Source organism: Nocardioides imazamoxiresistens (assembly GCF_032378595.1).
Taxonomy (GTDB): Bacteria; Actinomycetota; Actinomycetes; order Propionibacteriales; family Nocardioidaceae; genus Nocardioides; species Nocardioides imazamoxiresistens.
In genome coordinates, this window is the sequence record NZ_JAVYII010000005.1 from 53,522 (window position 1) to 76,775 (window position 23,254).

Genomic DNA, 23,254 nt, shown 5'->3' on the forward strand with positions numbered 1-23,254 from the left:
CACGAGCGCCGGAGCACCAAATCGGTTCCGGGTGAGCCGCCTCACCCTCCCCGCAGTCGGTCCCACAGCCGTTCCCGGGGCCGTTCCCGAGGCCGCCAGGGAGGCCGGACGCAGGAGGGGCGGGGCGCCGTCCGGCACCCCGCCCCTCCTCCCTCACGCGCTACGCGCGAGCCGCTCCCGCGACCGTGGGCTCACTCCTCCGGAGCGGGCTCCTCGGTCTCCTCGGGCGCCGCGTCGGTGTCGGCACCGGACAGGCCCTGGGCCAGCTCGAGCGCCTCCTCGACCTGTGCCCGACCCTCCTCGACGAGGTCCGCGTAGGTGCCGAGGTCGCCGTCGGCGAGCGCCGCGTCCGCCTCCGCGAAGTTCTCGTCGGCCTGCGTCAGGAGGCTCTGGATCTGCTGCTCCAGGGTCTGGTCCCCGGCGCCGCCGTCACCGCCCGTCTCGCCGTCACCCGTCTCGCCGTCGCCGGTCTCGCCGTCGGGAACCTCGGTGACCTCCTCGTCGGGCGGGGTCACGCCGAGCACGTCGGCCAGGGCCTCGCCGAGCGTGGTGCCGACGCCGACGTTGTCGTCACCGAACGAGACGCTGACGAAGCGCAGGATCGGGTAGTTGCCGTCTCCCGAGGTCCGCACCGAGTAGATCGGCTGGACGTACAGCAGGCTGTCGCCCACCGGGAGCGTGAGCAGGTTGCCGTAGATCGCCTGCGTGCCCTCCCGCGTGTACGGGAACACCGCGTCGACGACCGCCTGGTCCGACTGGATCTGGTTGGCGATCTGCCCCGGACCGGACACCTGGCTCGACGAGCTGAGGCGTCGCACCCGGAAGTCGCCGTACGAGTCGGACGAGGCGTCACCGTCCACCGAGACGAACGCGGCCAGGTTCTGCCGGTTGTTCGGGGTGTAGACGCTCGTGATCGAGAACGTGTCCGGCGTGACGCCGTCGCCCGAGGGCACCGAGAGCCGGTAGGGCGGCTGCAGGCTGGACTGGTCGTTCGGGTCCGCCGGGACGGCCCAGCGGTCGTTGCCCTCGTAGAAGTCGTTCGCGCTGTCGACGTGGTACGAGGCGAGCTGGTAGCGCTGGACCTTGAACATGTCCTCCGGGTAGCGCATGTGGTCGAGCAGCGCCTCCGGGATCTCGTCCTTGTCCTTCACCGTCCCCGGGAAGGCACTGCGCCAGGCCTGCAGCATCGGGTCGGTCTCGTCCCAGGCGTACAGCGTGACCGTGCCGTCGTACGCGTCGACGGTCGCCTTCACCGCGTTGCGGATGTAGTTGATCTCGTCGGTCGGCACCGTCTGGAACGGGTTGTCGTCCGCGAGGGCGTCGTCGATCATCTCCTCGAACGACTCACGGTTCGACAGCGGGAACTGGTCCGTCGTCGTGTAGCCGTCGAGCAGCCACATCACGCGACCGTCCACGACGGCGGGCAGGGCGTCGTTGTCGACCGTCAGCCAGGGCGCGACCTTCTCGACACGGCGCTGCGGCTCGCGGTCGTAGAGGATCCGGGAGTTCTCGTTGACGCGGCCCGACAGCACGATGTTCGGCTCGCCGAACTTCACCGCGTACAGCACCTTGTGGAAGAAGCTGCCGACCTCGACGCCGTCGGCGCCGTCGTACGTGGTCGTCGTCTGCCCCTCGTCGCCCTGGGGCAGGTCGAACTCGACGTCGTTGGCGCCCTCGCTCGACTTGCCGACGATGGAGTAGGTCGGGCTGTTCTCGCCGAAGTAGATCCGGCCCTCGTACCCCTCGCCCTGGTTGGTCAGGTCTCCGACCGGCGGGAGGTTGGTCTCGGCCCACGCCGGCTGGTCGCCGGTGACGATCTGCTGGTTGTCGGCCGCCTTCTGGTTGCCGTACGCCGCGATCACGCCGTAGCCGTGGGTGTAGACCGTGTGGAGGTTCGCCCAGTTCTGGCTGCTGTCCGACAGACCGTCGGTGTTGAGCTCGCGCACACCCAGCACGACGTCACGCTCGATGCCGTCGATCGTGTACGTGTCGACGTCGAGCACGTTCGGGACCGTGTAGTAGCCGCGGACCTGCTGCAGCTGCTGGAAGGTCTGCGGGACGACAGCGGGGTCGACCAGACGGACGCCGCCCGAGCCGGCCACGGTCGAGGAGAGCGCGGACCGCGTGCTCTCCGACGCGTCGGCCAGGTCGGTGTTGGCGTCGAACTGCTCCATCTCGATGCCGTCGATGCCGTAGGCCACCTTCGTGGCCTCCAGGTGCCGCTGGATGTACGGGGCCTCCCGGTCGGCCTGGGTCGGCTGCACCTGGAAGCGCTCCATGATGGCCGGCCAGACCATGCCCAGCAGGATGGCCGAGAGGACCAGCAGGCCGAGACCCACGGTCGGCAGCATCCACGTGCGGCGCCAGACGTTGAGGAAGAACAGGATCGCGCAGATCACCGCGATGCCCATGAGGATGTTCTTGGCCGGCAGCACCGCGTTGTCGTCGGTGTAGCCCATACCGTCGATGTAGCCGCCGCTCGCGGTCAGCAGGTCGAACCGGTCGAGGTAGTAGTCCAGGCCCTTGACCAGGACGAGCAGGCCGACGAGCACGGAGAGCTGGATCTGCGCCGGCGAGGACAGCTTGTCCGTCGCCGCCTGCAGGCGGATGCCGCCGTACAGGTAGTGCACGATCACCGCGCCCATGACGGCGACGACCAGCGTGGCCATCGCGAAGTCGGTGACGAAGTGGAACCACGGCAGGTCGAAGACGTAGAAGCCGAAGTCACGACCGAAGTGCGGGTCCGTGCTCCCGAACGACTCGGAGTTGCGCCAGAGCAGGAACGAGCGCCACTGGCCGGCGGCCGAGCTGCCCGCGAAGATGCCCATCAGGATGCCGATCACGATCAGCAGCCACTTGCGCACCGGCGTGACCGCGTCGCGGTAGCGGTCCAGGCTCGTCTGCTCGTTCGAGGCCGGGCGGAAGACCGGCCGGAAGCGGTACGCCAGGTACATGCTCACCGTGACGGCGACCGCCATGACGAGACCGAACCCGACGAACAGGCCGATCCGCGTCCACAGCAGGGTCGAGAAGACCGTTCCGTAGCCCACGGAGGAGAACCACAGTCGCTCGGTCCAGAAGGAGGCGAGGCCGGCCAGCGCGATGAGGAGCGCGACGATGATGCCGGCGGTGATGAGCAGCGCGCGCGAGCGCCCTGAGGGGACGTTGACGCCCCGGGATGGTCGTCGGCCCGGCTGGCGGGGATCCGAGTCGAACAGGTCACTCACGGAGAGGGCTCCTCCTCGTCGAGGGTGGTGAACAGCAGGGCCACGAGGCCCGGCACGAGGTCGGAACCGCCGACCACGGACTTCTCGTCGTCGTGGGAACGCAGACGCAGCGCGCAGTAGGACGCCCCGGCGCGGGTCACTCCCACGACCATCCGCACCTCCTGGCGCAGGGGGTGCGCGCGGGCGAAGGCCTCGGCCTCCACCGCGTCCTGGGGGATGTCGTCGTCGACCTCGGGAGGCAGGACCAGCCGCTCCAGCGTCGCCGCGCACCCCGCGACCTGCGGCGGCCACGACACCTGCGCGACGGCGCGCTCGAACTCGTCCCCGCCCGGGAGCTCGTCCTGCTCGACCGGCGTCAGCGAACCGGCCGCCGACGCCTCGTCGAGACCGGTCCGAGCCGCCAGCTCCGGCGCCTGCTGGACGAGCAGGGCGGTGTCCACCAGCGCGTACAACCGGGCGGGCTGGCCCCAGCCCGACTCAGCCGCGTGCGCCTCGAGCTCGAGCACCGCCGCCGCGAGCGCCGGGTCGGTGTCGAGGTCGGCGCCGGCGTCGCCGGGCATGCCGAAGTCGGGCAGGTGGGGTAGGTCGGGCAGGTCGCTCATCCGAGCACGTCCTCACACGTCGTCACGTCGGCGTCGGGGTCGTCCGCGAGCGTCCCGAGGGTCTCGATGGCCTCGTCGAGGGTCTCGACGGCCACGACGCGCATGTCGCCGTTCGCGGCGTTCACGGCCTCGTCGCAGTTGCCCGCCGGCGCGAGGAAGACGGCCGAGCCGGCGTCGCGGGCGCCGGGGATCTTCTGGGTGATGCCGCCGATCCGACCCACGGTGCCGTCGAGCGCGATGGTGCCGGTGCCGGCCACGTCGAGGCCGCCGGTCAGGTCGCCGGGGGTCAGGTAGTCGTAGACGGCCAGCGCGAACATCATCCCGGCGCTGCCGCCGCCGATGCCCTCCGGCGGGGTCAGGGAGATCGGGAAGGGGAAGTCGAAGCCCAGGATGGGTGTGACGCCGATCCGGGCCGCCCCCTCGTCCTCGGCCGGCACGACCGTCACGTCGATCGTCTCGCCGTCGCGCTCGACCTCGAGGACGAGCTCGGCGCCGACCCCGGCGCGCTCCACCGCCGCGGCGATGTCGGCCGGCTCCTCGATCGGTTCGCCGTCCACGCTGCGCACGACGTCGCCGCTCTGCAGCAACCCGTCGGCCGGGTAGCCCTGGCGCACGCCACCGACCTGCACGTTCGTCTCGTAGGCGATGTCCAGCTCGGTGAGCGCGGCCGCGACCGAGAGGTCCGCGGAGCTCGTCATCTGCAGCCCGGACAGGTACTGGTTGGTCTCGTCGTCCTCGCCGTCGCCGTACTCGCTCGAGTACGGCCGGACCGTGGCGTCGCGGTCGAGCCACGCGGAGAGCGCCTCGGCGAGCGTCAACCGGGTCTCGGGACGCGTGATGCTCGCGGTGGTCATCCGCAGCTCGCCGGACGTCGGGGGGTACACCTCGTGGTCCTCGACGGTGATCGTCGCGCCGCCCTCGTGCTCCGGACCGATCAGGTCGGCCGTGGTGCCCGGGTAGTAGGTGACGAACGGAGCCGGGAGGAACAGGGCGGCAGCCCACAGCGCGGCGACCAGGGGCACGGCCACCACCCCTGCCAGGGTCCGCTGCGTCATGCGCTCCATCGTCTCAAATGACCGCAACAGGGCCGACAGCGGGTGAAGCGCCCGCGGCGCCCGTCCCCACCGGCCCTCAGTCGGCGCCGGGACGGCGCACGGCGACACCGCTGCTGCGGTCTCCGCGGTCGCGACGCGGGGCGGCGTACCCGGTCGTCGGGGGCGTGCTCAGGACCTCGCCGATGCGGCGTACCTGCTCGTGGCGGTCGGGCGCGGGACGGTCACGCCCGGCCCACCCCACCCACGCCATGGCCACGACGGTCACCGCGACGGGCGGCACGAGCCACAGCAGGACCTCCATGAGGTCGACGGTACGCCGCCGCGCGGCCGCCGCAGCGACGCCACACCGAGCGCGCACGGGGCTGCGACGCTGCCGACCCGTCCGGCGTCAGGGGGTCCCGACCCAGTCGTCGGAGCCGTCGTCGTAGCGCTGGTTCTTCCAGATCGGCACCCGCGCCTTGAGCCGGTCGATCAGCGCCCGGGTCGCGTCGAAGGCGACGCCCCGGTGGGCCGACGCGGTGCCGAGCACCACGGCCAGGTCCCCCACGGCGAGGTCCCCGACCCGGTGCACCACGGCCAGCGCGTCGATGTCGAAGTCCGCGGCGACCTCCGCGGCGACGGCGGTCAGCTCGGCGGCGGCGGTGGGGTGCGCGACGTACCCGAGCCCGTGGACCCCCTGGCCGCCGTCGTGGTCGCGCACGCGGCCGACGAACAGGTCGACCGCGCCCGAGGCCGGGTGGTCGAGGGCCGCCAGCACCTCGTCGACGGAGAGGTCGCTCGAGCGGACCTCGACGAGACGCACCACGGCGTCGGGGGCGGAGGCGGGGTCCGTGCTCACGGCGCCGAGCGTACGACCGGCCCGCCCGCACCGCGACCGCCCACCCCGGTCCCCCGGGCCGGGACGTGTTCGCCGAGGGCGTCACGGCGAGGCCGGTCCGACGCGCACCGAGCGGGTAGCGTGGAGCCCATGAGCGACCAGCCCCGCGACCCCGACGGCGACCAGCCCGGAGACGGCCAGAACCCCTTCAAGGGCACGCCGTTCGAGCAGCTGTTCTCCGGCGCCGGCCTCGGCGGCATGTTCCCCGGCGGCGCCGGCATGCCCGACCTCAACGCCCTGATGCGACAGATGCAGTCGCTCATGCAGCCCTACGAGGGTCCCCTCAACTGGCCCGCGGCCGTCGACATCGCCCGCCGCCAGGTGGCGACCGAGCCGGACCCGTCCCCCACCTCCGCGCAGAGCGCCGCGGTCGACGACGCGGTGCGCCTCGCCGACCTGTGGCTCGACGCGGCGACCGACTTCCCCAGCGGCGTGACCTCCACCGCGGCCTGGAGCCGCGCCGAGTGGGTCGTGGGCACCACCGACGTGTGGAAGGTGCTCGTCGAGCCGATGGCCTCGCAGGCGGTCGGGTCGCTCTCCCAGGCCCTGCCCGAGCAGGCCCGCGCGATGGGCGGTCCGTTCCTCGAGCTGATGGGGCGCGCGACCGGCGCCATGCTGGCCAGCCAGATCGGCACCGGTATCGGCACCCTCGCCGGCGAGGTGCTGAGCGCCTCCGACATCGGCCTGCCGCTCGGGCCGACCGGCCGTGCCGCGCTCGTGCCGGCCAACATCGCCACGTTCGCCGAGGGGCTCGACGTGCCCGCGGAGGACGTCGTCCTCTACCTCGCGCTGCGCGAGGCCGCCCACCAGCGGCTGTTCGCCCACGTCCCGTGGCTGCGGGCCCACCTCGTCGAGGCGGTCGCGGCGTACGCCAGCGGCATCGACGTCGACGTGGACGCCATCCAGCAGAAGCTGCAGGACCGCCTCGGCAACCTGGACCCGACGAACATGGCCGACCTCCAGCAGGCGATGGAGGGCGGGCTGTTCGAGCTCGAGTCGTCCCCCGCGCAGAAGGCCGCCCTGGAGCGGCTCGAGGTGACGCTGGCGCTCGTCGAGGGCTGGGTCGACGAGGTCGTCGGCCAGGCGACCGCGGAGCGGATGCCCAACGCGGTCCGGCTCGCGGAGGCGGTCCGCCGCCGGCGCGCCTCCGGCGGCCCGGCGGAGCGCACCTTCGCCACCCTGGTCGGCCTGGAGCTGCGGCCGCGGCGGCTACGCGACGCCTCCACCCTGTGGGGCTCGCTGCGCGCCCGGCAGGGCACCGAGGGCCGCGACGGGGTCTGGATGCACCCCGACCTGCTCCCCTCCGCCGCCGACCTGGACGACCCGCTGGGCTTCCGCGAGGACGCCGTGGGCAGCGAGGACGTCGACGAGTTGACCGCCGAGACCGACTTCGACGCCGAGCTGCGCAAGCTGCTGGACGGTCCGGGCAAGGCCGAGGGTCCCGAGGGTGGGTCCGACGGTCCCGACGGCGGGACCGACGGGTCCGACGAGCCGGGGAAGTGACGCTCCACGCCGACGCGCTCGCCGCGCTGGAGTCCTGGACGGCCCCCGACGCCGACCAGGAGCGCCAGCGCGAGGCGTACGTCGCCCACCTGCGCGCCCACGCCGACGGCGTCTACCGCCACGGCGTGCCCGACCACGTGACGGCGAGCGCCGTCGTCCTCGACCGCACCGGCAGCCGGACGCTGCTGACGCTGCACGCCCGCGCCCGGCGCTGGTTCCAGCTCGGCGGGCACTGCGAGGAGGGTGATCGCACGCTCGCCGGCGCTGCGTTCCGCGAGGCGGTCGAGGAGTCCGGGGTGCCGGCGGAGCGGATGCGGGTCGATCCCGTCCCCGTCCAGCTCTCGCCCCACCCGGTGCCGTTCTGCCGTCCCGCCCGGCTCGCCGCGCTGCCCGAGGGCTGCGTCGTGCGCCACCTGGACGTGCGCTACCTGGTCGTGGCCGAGGACGACGCGCAGATCGCGGTCAGCGACGAGTCGCTGGACGTGCGGTGGTGGCCGGTCGAAGCGCTGCCGGACCCCGACCCCGAGCTCGTCGCGGCCGTCGGGCTCGCCCGACGACGGCTGGCTCAGGCGGGATCGCCGGTGTCGTCGCCGAGCGCGATCACGTCGTCCTCCCCCGGCGGCGGCTCGGTGTCGGTGGCCGCCGACCAACCCAGCAGGTAGCCCTTGGCGCGCTCCGTCTTCGGGTAGTGCTCCACCCACGCCCAGAAGTCGGCGTCGTGGCCCGGCACCAGCAGGTGCGCGAGCTCGTGCACGATCACGTAGTCGACGACCCAGGTCGGCATGCCCTGGAGTCGGGTGGAGAGCCGGATCGTCCCGTCGCTCGGCGTGCACGAACCCCAGCGGGTGTTCTGGTTGTCGACCCAGCGCACCGAGGCGGGCCGGGCCAGACCGCCCAGGTAGCGGTCGCTGAGACGGCGCGCGCGCTCGGCGAGGTCGTCCTCGCTGGGGCGCTGCCGGGCGTCGGCCCGTTCGACCCGGCGGACCATCTCGCGCACCCAGCGGTCGACGTCGTCCGGCGTCAGGGATGCCGGCACGAGCACGACGATCCGGCCGTCCTCGCGGTACGCCGACACCGTGCGGCGGCGCCGCCGCGAACGGCGCACCTCGACCTCCGGGGCAGGCTCCTCCGCGGGGGCAGCTGCTCCCGACGTCGGGTCCATGGCGCGACGCTAGCGTCTCAGCGGGGTCGCGCCCAGGAGGTCAGCCTCTCGAGGGACCACGTGTTGACGATGCGGTCGGGCTCGATGCCCGCCTCCTCGGCCCGCTCGCAGCCGTGCACCTGCAGGTCGAGCTGCCCCGGCGCGTGGGCGTCGGAGTCGATCGAGAACAGGCATCCGACGTCGCGGGCCAGCTGGAGCAGGGCGGTCGGCGGGTCGCGACGCTCGGGGCGGGCGTTGATCTCGACGGCGACGTCGTGCTCCACGCACGCCTCGAAGACGGCGCGCGCGTCGAAGGCGGACGGCGGGCGCGTGCCGCGGCTGCCGCGCACGAGGCGACCGGTGCAGTGGCCGAGCACGTTGACGAACGGGTCACCGACGGCCGCGACCATGCGCCGGGTCATCGCCGGTGCGTCCATCGCCAGCTTGGAGTGCACGCTCGCGACCCGGACGTCGAGGCGCTCGAGCATCGCGTCGGTCTGGTCGAGCGAGCCGTCGTCGAGGATGTCGACCTCGATCCCCTTGAGCAGCCGGAACCCGCCGTCGCCGAGGTGGTCGTTGACGGCGTCGACGACGTCGAGCTGCCGGGCGAGGCGCTCGGCGCTGAGACCCCGCGCGACCTTGAGCCGCGGTGAGTGGTCGGTCAGCACGAGGTAGTCGTGGCCCAGCTCGATGGCGGTCATCGCCATCTCCTCGATCGGCGAGCCGCCGTCGGACCAGTCGGAGTGCGAGTGCAGGTCGCCGCGCAGCGCCGCCCGCAGCTCGTGGCCGCCCGCGACCTGCGGGCCGCCGTACCGCTGCTCCAGCTCGTCGAGGCGGCGGGGCCGCTCACCCCGCACCGCCTCGGCGACGACGCGCGCCGTGCTGGCCCCCACGCCGGGCAGATCGGTGAGGGTGCCGGCGGCGACGCGTCGCACCAGCTCCTCGTCGCCCAGGGGCAGGATCGCCGCGGCCGCTGCCCGGTACGCCTTGACCTTGTAGGTGTCCTCGCGGGCACGCTCCAGCAGGAACGCGAGGCGTCGCAGCGCGGCGACCGGCCCGTCGTCGTACGCCTCGCCCATCGCCCGCCTCTCGCTCGTCGCCCGGGTGCTCCGGGGTGCCCCGGGGCGTGATTCCGCCGTCATCCACCGTACGGCGCGGTCATCCACACCCGTCTCCACAGTTCATCCACACCTTTCTCCACAGAGGTGGAGAAGGTTTTCCACGGAGGTCGCTCCGGGCGTTGCCGCGGGGCCGGGGACCCCCTAGTGTTGCCCGTGACGAGGCCCTCGGGCGTCGGTGCCGCAGGCAAGGGGAAGGCCGGCGGCGTCCGACACCGGGGGCCTCGCTCGCGCTCCGGCCGAGGAACGGTCCGAGCCGCCCTCAGACGCCGCGGAAGACGGGCGTACGCCGCTCGCGGGCCGCCGCGATCCCCTCCTGCAGGTCCTCGGTCGCGAGCGTGATCGGCTGCGCCATCGCCTCCCACTGCAGCGCCGCCTCGAGGTCGCGGTGCCCCTGCCGCAGGGCCAGGGTGGTCAGCCGGCTCGGCAGCGGCGCGGTGGCCGCGACCTGACGCGCGACCCCCAGGGCGTCGTCGACGAAGGTCGCGGGCTCGAAGATGCGTGAGACCAGCCCCAGCGCGACCGCCTCCTCGTCGGCCACGAGCCGGCCGGTGAGCAGGAGGTCGCGCGCGTGGGCGGGACCGACGACGTCGGGCAGCAGGTGGGTCGCCGCCATCCCCGGGTGCATGCCCAGCGAGACGAACGGCGCCCCGAGCCTGGCGCCCCGGGCCGCGTAGCGCAGGTCGCAGGCCAGCGCCACGCACAGGCCCGCCCCGATCGCCGGCCCGTTGACCGCCGCGATCGTCGGCACGTCCAGGCGCCGCAAGGAGAGCCACGAGCGGTAGAACGGCAGCATCCGGTCGCGCAGCGCGTCGACGCTCGCGCCGGGCTCGCTCGCGATCCAGCGCTGGTCACCTCCGGAGCAGAAGGCCGTGCCCTCCCCCCGCACCAGCACGACCCGCACCGAGCGGTCCCCCACCAGCGCGTCGACCGCCGCCACCCAGGAGGACGTCATCTCCGGGGACATCGCGTTGCGCTGGTCGGGGTTGTCCAGCACGAGCACCACGACGCCGTCCGGGTGGCGCTCGACCCTCAGGTGGGGCAGCTGCTCGACGCGCACGTCGGAGTTCGGGCCGGAGTTCGGGGCAGGGCTCGCGTCGGAGGTCATGGGGGCAGGCTAGGGCAGCGTGTCGGGCGTCACGTCGCGGCTACCCGCGCCCGCAGGGCGTGCCTGTGGAGGAGTCCGCGCGCCGCCCGCCGTCCCGTGGCAACCTCGGCGCATGACGACAGGCGGCCCCGGACCCTCGCGCCGCACGCGGCCCGAGCGTCCGGTCCTGCGCCCCGGGGTGCCCACCCTGCGCCGCGGCGACGGGCACCTGCAGGTCGGCCTCGAGGTGGGCGCCCGCGCGGTCGTGCCGGACACGCCGGACGTACGCGAGCTGCTCACGGCCCTGCGCACCGGCGACGACCTGGGTGCTCTGCTCGGCGCGCCCAGCACGTGGCCGGCCGAGGTGAACGGGGCCCTCGACCTGCTGGTGCGCACCGACCTCGTCGTCGCGGCCGACACGCTGCTGACGACGCTCGCGCAGGCGCACCGGGTCGGCGCCGACCCGGGCACCGTGGCGGCGCTCTTCGCCGCCGACCCGGACGGCGTCCCGGCCCGCTGGTCACGGCGACGGGACTCGCCGTGGGCCGTCGACGGCCCCGCCCCCTGGGCGGCACGCCTGGTCGACCTGCTGACGGCGGCGGGCGTGCCGGCGACGGAGGGCGCGCCGGAGGATCCCGCGACGCCTCGGGTGCTGCTCGCCGTCGGCGAGCCCGACCGGGGCCGGGCCGACGGACCCGTGCGGGACGGGACGCCGCACCTCTGGGTCGCGCTCCTGCCCGACCGCGTGCGCGTCGGACCGCTCGTGGAGCCGGGACGCAGCGCGTGCCTGCGCTGCCGTGACGCCACGCTCGCCGAGTCCGACCCCCGCCTCCCCCTGGCCCTCGCGCTGGCCGTCGGCGACCCCGGCGGCCTGGCTCCCCCGCCGGTCGACCGGGCGGGCGCCGAGCTCGCGCTGTCGCTGGCGACCCGTGAGGTCCTGGCCCACGTCGACGGCGACGACCCCGCCACGCTCTCGGCCACCGTCGAGATCGGGGGCCTGGCCGGCCCGGACGCCGCGCCCCGGGCGCGGTCCTGGCCCCGGCACGCCTGGTGCGGCTGCGGGTGGGACGAGCTCGCGTCGCCCGCCTGAGGCCGGACGTGCCGACGGACCCGGCGGGCTGGTGCCCACCGGGTCCGTCGGGATCTCGGTCGTGTCGCGTGCGAGTCGTGCCGCGGGACGCCGCTCAGAGCGAGCGGGCGATCCTCAGGCGAGCCCGCGCCGCCACCGCTTGCGCGTTGCGACGAGCGGCGAGGAGACGCTGGGTGCGGTGGCGCTGCTCCGACTCGCGGAGCAGCTCCGCTGACTGTGCGCGCGCCAGTTCTTCGTTGAGTAGCTGCATCTCGGTGTTCCTGTTCTGAGAGGTCTGTCGGTCGGGTCGGGCGGTCGTCGCGGCGGTCACAGGACCGCTCCGCGCTCGAAGCGGGACGGGGTCGGGTCGAGGTCGTGCACGTGGAGCTCCATCGGTTCCTCCTGGAGGTGGGTCGTGGTCGGTGCTGCTGGGTGCTGCTGGGTGCTGCTGGGTGCTGCTGGGTGCTGCTGGGTGCTGCTGGGTGCTGCTCGTTCAGGCGGCGACGGGGTTCTTCCGCGGCCGGCCGCGGGGCCGCTTGCGCGGGATCACCACGCCCTGGGCGAAGAGCTCGCCGCCCCAGACGCCCCAGGGCTCCCTGCGCTCCAGCGCGCCGCTGAGGCACAGGCTCCGCACCGGGCAGGCGATGCAGAGCTCCTTCGCCGTCTCGACGTCGGTCGGGGACTCGGCGAACCACAGCTCGGCGTCACCGTTGCGGCACGGCAGCAGCGCGGGGTCGACGTCGTTCGCCGCGTCGTGCAGCGCGCTGAGCGCCACCTCGTCCGGTATCAGCTCGTGGACGGTCATGTCGTGTCACCTCCTTCTCGACCTGGTCGTGGGTGGGAAAACAAAAAAGCCACGGTTCCCGCTGGGGGACCGTGGCCTGGAGGCGCCGACTGAGCTGTCTCAGACGGGGGGACTCCAGGCGTGGGCCCGTGCGAACGCGAACGCGCGCTCGGCCGACGGCTTGACCGCCGCGCCGGCGAAGGTCGCCGCTCCGGTGGGGATGTCCGTGCGCGGGCGCAGGTCACCCGTGGTCGCGACGCCGCCGTCGATGCAGAGGTGGCCGCCGTAGGACATGCCGAAGCCTGCGACGTTCGTCGCGGTCGTGTTCGTGAAGATCTCCATGGGGCTCACCTCCTCAGGTGCGTAGAGCCAGGTCCCCGCGAGGGGCACAGGCGTGGTGCGGATCGGACAGGAAGGGACGCTACCCCCGCCTCGATGTCATGAGCAATCTATTTTCTGACTCATTTCACGGACTTTCCGTCGCGGCCTCCGCCGCCGCACCCCCGGGGGCGAGCGCGGGGTCCTCGCCACGGACCACGGCGAGCACGTCGTCCCCGTACTTCTCCAGCTTCGAGCGGCCCACGCCGTTGAGCCGCAGCAGGGCCTCGGGCGTCAGGGGCAGGAGCTCGGCGACGAGCTGGAGGGTCGCGTCGGTGAACAGCACGTACGCCGGGACGCTCTCGGCTGTGGCCCGGGCACGACGCCACTCGCGCAGGCGCTCGAACAGCTCCTCGTCGTAGGACGACGGGCAGTCGGCGCACCGACCGACCTTCTTCTCCGCGGCGGTGTCGAGCGGGCGTCCGCACTCGCGGCAGTGCACCGCCCGGCGCGACGCCTTGCCCCGCGAGCGCTGGGCACCGCCGGCGGCCTCCGCGGCCGCGAACTCCTGCGGCAGCACGGGACGCAGGAACCGCGAGGGCTTGCGCGAGGCGCGGCCCCCGGGCTGGCGGGCCGCGGCCCACGAGATCCACAGCTCACGACGGGCGCGGGTCACCCCCACGTAGAGCAGGCGGCGCTCCTCCTCGACCGCGGCCGGCGTGTCGGCGTACGTGATCGGCACCGCGCCGTCGTGGATGCCGCACAGCAGCACCACGTCCCACTCCAGGCCCTTCGCCGCGTGCAGCGTGGCCAGCGTGACGCCCTCGGCGACGGGGGCGTGCTGCTCGGCCGCACGTCGCTCGAGGTCGGTGACGAAGTCCGCGAGACCGCCCATCCGCTCCCCCGCCGTCTGGTCGGCGGCCTGACCGGCGGCCTGACCGTCGGTCGTCCGTCCGCCCTCGGTGGCGGCGTCGGCGAGGTCGACGAGGGCCTGGAGCGACTCCCACCGGTCGCGGGTCTGGCCGCGCGCCTCGGGCGGGGTCGGCGCCCACCCCATGCCGGCGAGCGCCGAGCGCACGGTGGCCGCGATCGTCTCGGCCTCGTCGCCGGCCCGGGCGGCTCCGCGCAGCAGGGTGACCGCCTGCCGGACCTCGGGCCGGTCGAAGAACCGTGCAGCACCGCGCACGATGTACGGCACCCCGCGCCCTGCGAGCGCCTCCTCGAAGGCCTCCGACTGCGCGTTGATCCGGAACAGGACGGCGATCTCCGACAGCGGGACGCCGCGCTCGCGCAGGCGTACCACCTCGCCGGCGGCCGCCTCCGCCTCCGCCACCTCGTCGGGCAGCGCCCGCGCCCCGATCTCGGGGCCGGCCTCGGACTGCGAGCGCAGCCGGACGCCCGCGCTCGGCGTGCCCTCGAGCAGCGCGTTCGCGCCCGCCACGATCTGCGGCGTCGAGCGGTAGTTGCGCACCAGCTCGACCGCGGTGGTGCCGGTGTGGCGGCGGGCGAACTCCTTGAGGTAGGACGCGTCGGCGCCCGCGAAGCTGTAGATCGTCTGCGCCGGGTCGCCGACCACGCAGATCTCGTCGCGGCCGCCGAGCCACAGGTCGAGGAGGGCGTGCTGGAGCGGGGAGACGTCCTGGAACTCGTCGACGACGAACCAGCGGTACTGCCGCCGCACCTGCGCGGCCACCCGTTCGTCGTCGGCGAGCAGGCCCGCGGTCCACAGGAGAACGTCCTCCATGTCCATGCGGCCCTGCTGGCGCTTGACCTCCTCGTACGCCGTCAGCGCCCGGGCCACCGTCGCCGCGTCGACGCCGTTGACGTCGCGCCCGCGGGCGGCCGCGACCCGGGGGTAGTCCTCCGGCGTCACGTTGCTGACCTTGCTCCACTCGACCTCGCCGGCCAGGTCGCGCAGCGACGCCGTGTCGGTGGACAGCCCGAGCCGCCGCGCGGCGGGGCCCATGATGCCGAGCTTGGAGGCCACCAGCTCGGGCAGCTCCGTGCCGTGCACCCGGGGCCAGAAGAACCGCAGCTGCCGCAGCGCGGCCGAGTGGAACGTCCGGGCCTGCACGCCCGGCGCACCGAGCGTGCGCAGCCGCGTGCGCATCTCGCCGGCGGCGCGCGTCGTGAAGGTCACCGCGAGCACCTCGGTCGGTGCGTACGTCCCTGTCGCCACCCCGTGCGCGATGCGGTGGGTGATCGCGCGCGTCTTGCCGGTGCCCGCTCCCGCGAGGACCCGGACCGGCCCGCGCAGGGCCTCCGCGACCTGGCGCTGCTCGGGGTCGAGCGCCTCGAGGAGCGCGCGCGGCGACGGGGCGGCAGACGACATGCGGGGCGGCTCCTCGGTGGTGCGGGTGCGTCGGGGTCGATCGCGTCGCCGACCCTAGACCGCCCCGGTGACAGCCGCGTTCGGTCGGGTGGGGGAACATCGGTGGAGCGCGGGAGGTTGACCTGCGCAGGACCTGCGAGACGCCGAGGAGAACCACCGATGAGCAGCTCGACCTTCACCATGTACAGCACCCCCTGGTGCGGCTACTGCCACCGCCTGCGCGGCCAGCTGGACCGCGAGGGCATCGGCTACGAGGTCGTCGACATCGAGCAGCACCCCGAGGCCGCGGCGATCGTCGAGAAGGCCAACGACGGCAACCAGACCGTGCCGACGCTCGTCTACTCCGATGGCAGCGCGCAGACGAACCCCAGCCTCGCGCAGGTCAAGGCGAAGCTCGCCGAGCTGGGCTGATCCCGGCCCACCAAGCCCGGCCCACCAAGCCCGGCCCACCGGCCCGGTCGGCGGGGCGCTCACCAGCGGGTGTCGAGCGCCTCGCCGAACCAGCTCTGCACGAGGCTGTGCGAGATCGAGACGGCCCCGGGCAGCAGCAGCGACCCGTCGGCCACGCCCCGGCGGATGTCGGCACGCGTGAACCACCGCGCGTCCGCGATCTCGGCGCCGTCGACGTCGATGACGTCCGCCCCCTCGGTGCGCGCCACGCGCGCGGTGAACCCGATCATCACGCTCGCCGGGAGCGGCCACGGCTGGTTGCCGAAGTAGGTCACCTCGCCCACGACGACGCCCGCCTCCTCGGCGACCTCGCGCCGCACCGCGTCCTCGAAGGTCTCCCCCGGCTCGACGAAGCCGGCCAGCGTCGAGTACCGCCCCTCCGGCCACGCCGTGGCGTGGCCGAGCAGGCACCGCTCGTCCTCCGCCCCGGGCTCGCCGTCGGTGACGAGCATGATCACGGCGGGGTCGGTGCGGGGGAACTGCTGGCGACCGCACCCCTCGGGGCTCGCGCAGCGCAGCACGTGCCCGGCGTGGGAGGCGGTCAGGCCACGGCCGCAGCGCGGGCAGAACCGCGTGGCCCAGTGCCACTCGGCCAGCCCCATCGCGTGGAACGCCAGCGGGCCGCGCTCCTCCGCGAGCACGCCCTCCAGCACCGGACGCAGTCCCTGCCACCCGTCCCCCGGCTGCGGGGCCAGGGCGGGGTCGAACAGTGCCGCGAAGTAGGTCGCACCGTCGCGCTCGCCGAGCAGCACCCGCACGGCCTCGGCGCCGGCCGCGGCCTCCGGGAGCTCGGCGACCGGCAGCCAGGCCGGAGCCCCGTCACGCACGAGCATCCGGTTGCCCGCGATCGGCAGCACCCGCGTGCCCGGCGCGTCCCACTCCCGCGCCAGCCAGTCCGCGTCGGTGCGCTCGAGGCCGTGCCGGTCGTGGGCGTACGCCGACATCGCCACGTGGGGCAGCTGGCGCTGCGCAGGGTCACGACGCTCGAGGTCGGCGCCGACGTCGGGGTTGGTCGGGGAGGGGGTGGCTGGCACGCCCGCGAGCGTACGCCCGGGTCCACGCGGTCACCGGGCCGCCAGGCCCTCCCCGCCCACGAGCCGTTCGAGCTCGGCGCGCCCGGCCAGGCGGCCGGGCTCGACCACGCGACCGGAGCGCACGAACACGAACGCCGCGCGCACCCGGTCCGGGTCCACCCCGTGGATCTCGGCCCAGGCCAGGCGGTAGAGGGCGAGCTGCAGCGGGTCGGCCCGCTCGTCGCGGCCGGTCTTCCAGTCGACGACGAGGTGGTCGTGGGTCGTGCCGTCCCCGGCGAACACCGCGTCGATGCGTCCCCGCACCACCTGACCGGCGAGCACCAGGGCGAAGGGTGTCTCGGTCGCCAGCGGCACGCGGTCGGCGAACGGACCCGCCTCGAAGGCGGCGATCACCTCGGCGAGGTCGTCGTCGCCGTCGATGCCGAGGTCGCCGCGCCCGGGCACCTCGTCGGCCGGGATCAGCGACTGTTGCCCGAACCGCGCCTCCACCCAGGCGTGGAAGCGCGTGCCGAAGCGGGCGGCCGACGACGGCGGACGCGGCATCGGCCGGGCCAGCTCACGCGCCATCTCCTCCGGGGCGTCGCGCAGCCGCGCCACCGACGTCGCCGAGATGCTCGTCGGCATCGCGACCTCGACCTGCGGCGTGCCGCTGCGGCGCGCCTCGGCGAGGAGACGGTCGATCTCCGCGTCCCACTCCCCCACCTCGGCGATGCCGACGAGGTCGAGGTCGTGGTCCTGCTCGGCCAGGGCGCGGGGGCCCTCCTCCCGCAGCCGCTCCTGCTCGACGCGCACCAGGGCCGCCGCCGCCACCCGCCGCTCGGCCTCCGTGGTCCGGCCCACGACCGGCCACGGCACCGGGTCGCGCTCCTCGCGCAGCGGGTTGGGGGTGCCCTTGGCCGGTCGCTCCACCCAGCGCTCGGCGTCCTCGCCGTGGGCCGCCAGCTCCTCGCGCAGGGTCGCGAGGTAGGCCGACGGGCCGACGGGGCTGGCCCGGGAGTCGGTCCACAGGTACGCCGAGGCCACCAGCAGGTGCCGCGCGCGGGTGAACGCGACGTACCCCAGCCTGAGCTCCTCGGCAGCCTCGTGGGCCCGGGCCGCCGCCTTGAGCTCGTCGATGTCGGCCTTCTCGTAGCCGCGCAGCTGCGGCACGTCGTGGGCGTCGCCGCGCAGCGGCGAGGGCAGCACCGCCGGCCCGGTGATCCACTGCGTGCGCGTCTGCTTGGTCGGGAACTTGTCCTCGCCGACGCCCACGCAGAAGACCACGTCCCACTCCAGGCCCTTGGCCCGGTGCACCGTCAGCAGCTTCACCGAGTCGGCCTCCGTCGGCGTCGCGACGTCGAGGCCGGTGCCGAGCTCGTCCTCGGCCGTCAGGTAGGCCAGCAGCGCCCCGAGACCGACGTCGCCGTCGACCGCCTGGAAGTCGCCGACCGCCCGCAGGAACAGGTCGAGGTTGTCGCGCCGAGCGGACGCCGACGGGGAGGTCGAGCTGGCCAGCTCGACGTCGATGCCGCCGACCTCGACGATGCGGCGCACGAGGTCGAGCAGCGGCTCGCCCGCGTGTCCGCGCAGCATGCGCAGCTCGCCGGCGAGCAGACCGATCCGGGTGCGGGCCTCCGCCGAGTACGGGTACTCCGGCGCCTCGCCCGGCGACTCCAAGGCGTCGCAGAGCGAGGAGATCTCGGTCGGGTCCGCCCCCTCGACGGCCACGGCGAGCGCCTCCTCGACGCTGCGCTGCAGGTCGCCCTCGACGTCGCCGGCGGCGAGGTCGCGGGCGCGGCGGCCCAGGACGGCCAGGTCGCGGGGGCCGATCGCCCACCGCGGGCCGGTCAGCAGCGTCAGGGCGGAGGCGTTCGCGGTCAGGTCGTGCAGCAGCGTGAGGGTCGCGACGACCTCGGCCACCTCGGGCAGGCGCAGCAGGCCCGACAGGCCGACGATCTCGACCGGCACGTCGCGTGAGGTCAGCGCGTCGAAGACGTCCGCGGCGTGGCTGTTGTCGCGGGTCAGCACGCCGATCTCGCGCCACGGCGTGCCGCGTCCGTGCGCCGCCAGCACCTCGTCGCCGAGCGCCGTGAGCTCGTCGGCGTAGGTGTCGTGGACCGCCACGCGCACGACGCCCTCCGCGGCGCCGTCAGGCGCGCGCAGGGGCTGCACCCCGGCGTACGCGGCGTAGAGCGGTGCGGCCAGGCGGTTGGCCGCCGCCAGGATCCGGCGGTCCGAGCGCCGGTTCACCGTCAGCGTGTGGGTCGCGACCTGCTCGGAGCCGTCCGCCGCCGGGAAGTCGCGGCCGAAGCCGAGGATGTTGGACACCGACGCGCCGCGCCAGCCGTAGATGGCCTGGTTGGGGTCGCCGACGGCGGTCACGGGGTGCCCCCGGCCCGCGTCCGGCGTCGGTCCGGAGAACAGCCGGCTCAGCAGCAGGGCCTGCGCGACGGAGGTGTCCTGGTACTCGTCCAGCAGCACCACCGCGTACTTCGCCCGCTCGGCCGCGCCCACGTCCGGGTGGTCGTCGGCCAGCCGCGCCGCCAGCGCGATCTGGTCGGAGAAGTCCATGAGGCCCAGGCCGGCCTTGAGCGCGCGGTACTCCCCCACCAGGTCGAGCAGCTCCTCGCGGCGGCCGATCACGTTGAGGACCTTCTCGAGGTCGGCGCGCGCCCGTGACGTCTCGAGCGACGCGCGGAACCGCGGCGCCTCCCTGGCGTGGAACGCGCGGACGTCGTCCCCGGTCACGAGGTGCTCGCTCAGCGCACCCTCGAGCGCGACGATGTTGCCGACCACCGTGGCCGGGTGGTCGCTCAGCAGCTCGACCGGACGCCGGTGGCGCGCGATGACGCGCTCGGCGAGCTGGTAGCGCGACGCGTCGGCCATCACGCGCGTGTCGGGCTCGTGGCCGATCCGCAGCCCGTGCTCGGTGAGCAGCGACGCCGCGTACGCGTTGTAGGTCGCGACCGTCGGCTCGAGCGTCTCGCCCGCCTCGTCGTCGCCCTCGTGGGGCCCGGCGCCCGCACCGGCGCCCGCGGCGCCCGGACGTCCCGGACCGAGGCCGGCGACCGCGAGGGCCTCCCGCACCCGGGTCGCGAGCTCGCGCGCGGCCTTGGTCGTGAAGGTCAGCCCGAGGATCTGCTCGGGCCGCACCTGCCCGGTGGCCACCAGGTACACCACCCGCGCCGCCATCAGCGTCGTCTTGCCCGACCCCGCGCCGGCGATGACGACAGTGGGCTCGAGGGGGGCGCTGACCGCCCGCCACTGCTCGTCGCTGACGGGGTAGTCGGCTCGCATCACCCGCTGCAGCGTCGCCGGGTCCGGGATGACGAGGGGCTCGGGCCCCGTCGCACCCTGCGCCTCCGGCGTCGCCTGCGCCGTGCCGGTCGCGCTCATCCCAGCACCGTCCCGGCACCCTGCGAGGGGCACACCGGCACGAAGGCGCAGGTGTCGCAGTGCTTGCCCGACCGCGCGGAGAACGTCTCGTGGCGCAGCACCGAGGCGGCCTGCTCCAGCTGCACCTCGACCAGACGGCGACCCGTCGGGTCGGGCTCCTGGGGCGGCTGGGACTGCACCTTGACCTTGCCGCGGGCCTCCTTGCGCAGCTGCACCAGCTCGGCGCCGCCGGCCCGGGCCGGCCGGTGCTCGGGGTCGACCAGCTCGTCGGCGGCACCGTGCTCGACCGCGAGCTGGTAGAGGCCCAGCTGGGGGTGCTCGTCCACCTCGGCGCCCGTCGGCGGGTACTTCCCCGTCTTCAGGTCGACGACGACCACGCGGTGCTGGTCGTCGATCTCGAGACGGTCGGCGAAGCCGTTGAGCAGCACCTTCTCCCCGTCCGCCAGCGTCACCTCGGCGCGCAGGTGCTGCTCCACCCCGATCACCCGGCGGGCGTCGGGCCGACCGTGCCAGCGCAGGAAGCGCACGAGGGCGTCGCGGGCCTCGGCGCGCTCGCGTCCGCTCGACCAGGGCGTGCGGAAGGACATCTGCGGCCACACGGTGTCGACGTACGCCATCAGCTCGTCCACCGAGCCCTCGTCGGCGGGGAGGTCGCCCAACGCGACCCGCTCGGCGAGGGCGTGCACCACCAGTCCGAACCCCTGCGAGGCGCTGCTGACCTGGCTGCCGCCGGCCTCCCGCTCGAGGAACCAGCGCATCGGGCAGGACAGCACGGAGGCGAGCGTGCTGGCCGAGATCCGCAGCGGTCGGTCCGCGGGACGCACGGGCGTCTCGGCGTGGGTGAGGTCGCGGGTGCCCCACCACGTGCCGGGGTCGGCGCTGCGCACCAGCGGCCGATCGAGGGGGTCGGTCGCCGCGGCCAGCCGGGCCAGCCGGCGTGCCGCCGCACGCCGCAGCGGCTCGGCCACCTCGGGGTCCGCCACCGTCCGGCGCAGGTGGGCCACCATCCCCGCCAGGGACAGCGGGCGCTGCGGACGGCCCACCACGTGCCGCGCGACGACGCCGGTCTCGGCGAGGAAGCGGGAGGGCTGCTCGCCGTCGTCGTCGCTCGACGCGACCGCCGTGAGGACCAGACGCTGCCGCGCCCGGGTGCAGGCCACGTAGAACAGGCGGCGCTCCTCCTGCAGCGCGGCCCGTGAGCCGGCCGGGGGCAGCAGGCCCTCGTCGCGGGCGCCGATCCGGTCGGCTCCGAGCAGGCTGATCCGGCGCCGCAGGTCGGGCCAGGTCTCCTCCTGCACGTGGGCGACCACGACGAGGCGCCACTCGAGGCCCTTCGACCGGTGGGCCGTCAGCAGCCGGACGGCCTCGCCGCGCACGCCCCGCTCGGCCAGGGTGTCGCCGGGGATCTCCTGGTCGAGCAACGTCTCGAGGAACCCCTCGACGCCGGAGTGCCCCCGCTGCTCCTCGACCTTCGCCGCCGCCTCGAAGAGCGCGAGCACGGCGTCCAGCTGCCGGTGGGCGCGGGCGGCGCCCGCACCGGCCTCGCTCTGGCGTCGCAGCCGCTCCGGCCACGAGGTACCCGACCACAGCGCCCACAGCGCCTCCTCGGCCGTGCCGCCCTCGTCCACGAGCGCGCGCGTCGAGCGGAGGAGGTCGCCCAGCGCCCTCGCCTTCGCCGCTCCCGCCACGCCGGCGGACACGGCGTCGTCGAGCCCCTCGGGGGTCAGCACGGCGTCGCGCAGCAGCTCGGCCGACGGATGCGGCGCGGAGCCGTCCTCCTTCGTGCGCGCCTTCTCCCGGGCGCGCACGTGACGGGCCAGCGCCCGCACCTCGGTGGCGTCGACCAGGGCGAGGGGCGAGCCGAGGAGCTGGGCGACGTCGGCCGCCTCGATCCCCGCCGGCAGCGCCACCACGACGCGCAGGGCGTGCAGCAGCGGGGCGACCGCCGGTTCGCGCACCAGCGGCAGCTCGTCGGCGGCCACCTCCACGGGCACGCCGGCGGCCGCCAGCGAGCGGCGCAGCGACGGCAGCGTCGCCCGGGCAGAGCGGACCAGCACGGCCATGTCGCCCCAGGCGACACCGTCCTCCAGGTGCGCGCGGCGCAGCAGGTCGGCCAGGTGCTCGGCCTCGGCGCGCTCGGTGTCGAACGTCAGCACCTCGACCCGGTCGCGCAGGGTCGGGTCGTCGGCGACCGGGCGCGTGAAGACCTCCCGGGCGGCCGGGTCGATGCTGCCGGTCAGCGCCAGCCGGGAGGCCACCCGTCCGGAGGCCAGCAGGATCCGGGGACCGAAGCGCCGGGTCGTGGCCAGCACCGCGACGTCCGCCGGCGAGCCGTCCGCGCGGGGGAACTGGCGCGGGAAGTCGAGGATGCCGCGCACGTCGGCCCCGCGGAAGCCGTAGATCGACTGGTGCGGGTCGCCGACGGCGACGAGGTCGCGCCCGTCCCCGGCCAGCACCTGCAGCAGGTCGACCTGACCGGGGTCGGTGTCCTGGTACTCGTCCACGAAGACCGCCCGGAACTGCGCCCGCAGCTCGTCGCGGTGCCGCTCCGCCTCGATCACCGCGCGGCGGATCAGGTCGGCGTAGTCGATCGCGCTCTTGTCGTCGAGCACGTCGAGGTACTGCTCCAGGAACAGTCCCGCCGCCGTGAACTCGGGCACCTGCTCGGACTCGCCCAGCCGCACGAGGTCGTCGGCCGTCAGGCCCTTCTCGCGGGCCCGCGCGAGCACCCCGGAGACCTCGCGGGCGAACCCGCGGGTGCCCACGGCACGGCGCAGGCCCTCCGGCCAGCGCACCGCCTCGGGGGCGTCGTGGAGCAGCTCGTGCAGCACCACGTCCTGCTCCGGCGCCGAGAGCAGCCGCAGCGGCGCGGAGTAGAGGTCGGCCGGGGCGTAGCGGCGCACCAGGCCGTAGGCGAAGGAGTGCACGGTGGAGCAGATGGCGGCCCCCGTCGTGCGGCCCAGGCGGGCGGTGACGCGGTCGCGCAGCTGCTCGGCGGCCTTGCGGGAGAAGGTGAGGGCGAGCACCTCGGACGGGTCGGTGCCCCGCCGCTCGACGCGGTCGACGATCGCCTCGACCAGGGTCGTCGTCTTGCCCGTGCCCGGCCCGGCGAGGACGAGCAGCGGGCCGCCGGCGTGGTCGACGACGCGCTGCTGGTGCGGGTCCAGGCGCGGCACGGCGACCCCGTCGTGCGTGCGCGCCAGTCGGTACTCCGGACCCCCGGGGCGCCGCTGCGTCGTCTCCGTCCCTGCCACGTCGCCCATCCCAGCACGGGCCACCGAC

Annotated in this window: 19 protein-coding genes; 4 read left to right on the plus strand and 15 right to left on the minus strand. The window is 74.6% G+C overall.

The features are described from left to right. Window positions 1-191: 191 nt before the first annotated feature. From RDV89_RS11775 to RDV89_RS11795, 5 genes are all read right to left on the minus strand, one after another. Window positions 192-3,227 (minus strand): UPF0182 family membrane protein, encoded by a 3,036-nt coding sequence (locus RDV89_RS11775; RefSeq protein ID WP_315733244.1) that lies wholly within the window; start codon window positions 3,225-3,227, stop codon window positions 192-194. Continuing rightward, window positions 3,224-3,829 (minus strand): PPA1309 family protein, encoded by a 606-nt coding sequence (locus RDV89_RS11780; RefSeq protein ID WP_315733245.1) that lies wholly within the window; start codon window positions 3,827-3,829, stop codon window positions 3,224-3,226. Before RDV89_RS11780 ends, RDV89_RS11775 begins: the two co-directional genes overlap by 4 nt. Then, window positions 3,826-4,884, minus strand: coding sequence for a YlbL family protein (locus RDV89_RS11785; protein ID WP_315733246.1), 1,059 nt, complete (start codon window positions 4,882-4,884; stop codon window positions 3,826-3,828). The genes RDV89_RS11780 and RDV89_RS11785 overlap by 4 nt, the downstream gene beginning before the upstream one ends. A 76-nt stretch (window positions 4,885-4,960) precedes the next feature. Then, the gene (locus tag RDV89_RS11790) at window positions 4,961-5,185 is read right to left on the minus strand and encodes a hypothetical protein (RefSeq protein ID WP_315733247.1); all 225 of its coding nucleotides are present in this window, start codon (window positions 5,183-5,185) and stop codon (window positions 4,961-4,963) included. 87 nt (window positions 5,186-5,272) lie between these two features. Next, a complete protein-coding gene (locus RDV89_RS11795) occupies window positions 5,273-5,722 on the minus strand; it encodes a molybdenum cofactor biosynthesis protein MoaE (protein ID WP_315733248.1) in 450 nt (149 codons plus the stop codon). A 129-nt stretch (window positions 5,723-5,851) separates the two neighbouring features. Here RDV89_RS11795 and RDV89_RS11800 point away from each other — a divergent pair, with 129 nt between their 5' ends. Further along, a complete protein-coding gene (locus RDV89_RS11800) occupies window positions 5,852-7,264 on the plus strand; it encodes a zinc-dependent metalloprotease (protein WP_315733249.1) in 1,413 nt (470 codons plus the stop codon). Further along, the gene (locus RDV89_RS11805) at window positions 7,261-7,926 is read left to right on the plus strand and encodes an NUDIX hydrolase (RefSeq protein ID WP_315733250.1); all 666 of its coding nucleotides are present in this window, start codon (window positions 7,261-7,263) and stop codon (window positions 7,924-7,926) included. Before RDV89_RS11800 ends, RDV89_RS11805 begins: the two co-directional genes overlap by 4 nt. On the opposite strand, the gene RDV89_RS11810 is transcribed toward RDV89_RS11805, so the two are convergent. The 3 genes from RDV89_RS11810 to RDV89_RS11820 all read right to left on the minus strand — a co-directional run bounded on the left by RDV89_RS11810 (window position 7,830) and on the right by RDV89_RS11820 (window position 10,631). After that, window positions 7,830-8,426 (minus strand): M48 metallopeptidase family protein, encoded by a 597-nt coding sequence (locus RDV89_RS11810; RefSeq protein WP_315733251.1) that lies wholly within the window; start codon window positions 8,424-8,426, stop codon window positions 7,830-7,832. The genes RDV89_RS11805 and RDV89_RS11810 overlap by 97 nt on opposite strands. A 17-nt stretch (window positions 8,427-8,443) precedes the next feature. After that, window positions 8,444-9,484, minus strand: a complete 1,041-nt coding sequence (locus RDV89_RS11815; protein WP_315733252.1) for a PHP domain-containing protein — start codon at window positions 9,482-9,484, stop codon at window positions 8,444-8,446. Between the two features lie 301 nt (window positions 9,485-9,785). Next, window positions 9,786-10,631 carry an enoyl-CoA hydratase/isomerase family protein gene (locus tag RDV89_RS11820; RefSeq protein WP_315733253.1) on the minus strand — a complete coding sequence of 282 codons (846 nt, stop codon included), beginning with the start codon at window positions 10,629-10,631 and terminating at the stop codon, window positions 9,786-9,788. Window positions 10,632-10,743: 112 nt separating this feature from the next. On the opposite strand from RDV89_RS11820, the gene RDV89_RS11825 reads away from it, so the two are divergent. After that, complete coding sequence (locus RDV89_RS11825) at window positions 10,744-11,700, plus strand: hypothetical protein (RefSeq protein WP_315733254.1); 957 nt, start codon at window positions 10,744-10,746, stop codon at window positions 11,698-11,700. 94 nt (window positions 11,701-11,794) lie between these two features. Here the strand turns inward: RDV89_RS11825 and RDV89_RS11830 are convergent, their stop codons facing one another. The 4 genes from RDV89_RS11830 to RDV89_RS11845 form a co-directional block, all read right to left on the minus strand. Then, complete coding sequence (locus RDV89_RS11830) at window positions 11,795-12,010, minus strand: putative WhiB-interacting protein (protein WP_315733255.1); 216 nt, start codon at window positions 12,008-12,010, stop codon at window positions 11,795-11,797. 162 nt (window positions 12,011-12,172) lie between these two features. Further along, window positions 12,173-12,484, minus strand: coding sequence for a WhiB family transcriptional regulator (locus RDV89_RS11835; RefSeq protein WP_315733256.1), 312 nt, complete (start codon window positions 12,482-12,484; stop codon window positions 12,173-12,175). Window positions 12,485-12,583: 99 nt separating this feature from the next. Continuing rightward, window positions 12,584-12,805 carry a hypothetical protein gene (locus RDV89_RS11840; protein WP_315733257.1) on the minus strand — a complete coding sequence of 74 codons (222 nt, stop codon included), beginning with the start codon at window positions 12,803-12,805 and terminating at the stop codon, window positions 12,584-12,586. A 124-nt stretch (window positions 12,806-12,929) separates the two neighbouring features. Continuing rightward, window positions 12,930-15,113, minus strand: coding sequence for an ATP-dependent DNA helicase UvrD2 (locus RDV89_RS11845; RefSeq protein ID WP_315733258.1), 2,184 nt, complete (start codon window positions 15,111-15,113; stop codon window positions 12,930-12,932). 159 nt (window positions 15,114-15,272) lie between these two features. On the opposite strand from RDV89_RS11845, the gene RDV89_RS11850 reads away from it, so the two are divergent. Next, a complete protein-coding gene (locus tag RDV89_RS11850) occupies window positions 15,273-15,524 on the plus strand; it encodes a mycoredoxin (RefSeq protein WP_315733259.1) in 252 nt (83 codons plus the stop codon). A gap of 59 nt (window positions 15,525-15,583) precedes the next feature. Here the strand turns inward: RDV89_RS11850 and nudC are convergent, their stop codons facing one another. Genes nudC through RDV89_RS11865 form a run of 3 tightly spaced genes read right to left on the minus strand, consistent with a single transcriptional unit; the run spans window position 15,584 to window position 23,226 of the window. Next, on the minus strand, window positions 15,584-16,597 hold the full coding sequence (gene nudC / locus RDV89_RS11855) for an NAD(+) diphosphatase (protein WP_315733260.1): 1,014 nt from the start codon (window positions 16,595-16,597) through the stop codon (window positions 15,584-15,586). A gap of 30 nt (window positions 16,598-16,627) precedes the next feature. Continuing rightward, the gene (locus RDV89_RS11860; protein ID WP_315733261.1) at window positions 16,628-19,972 is read right to left on the minus strand and encodes an ATP-dependent helicase; all 3,345 of its coding nucleotides are present in this window, start codon (window positions 19,970-19,972) and stop codon (window positions 16,628-16,630) included. Then, entirely contained in the window at window positions 19,969-23,226 is a 3,258-nt protein-coding gene (locus tag RDV89_RS11865; RefSeq protein WP_315733262.1) for an ATP-dependent helicase, read from the minus strand. Before RDV89_RS11865 ends, RDV89_RS11860 begins: the two co-directional genes overlap by 4 nt. Window positions 23,227-23,254: the final 28 nt, after the last annotated feature.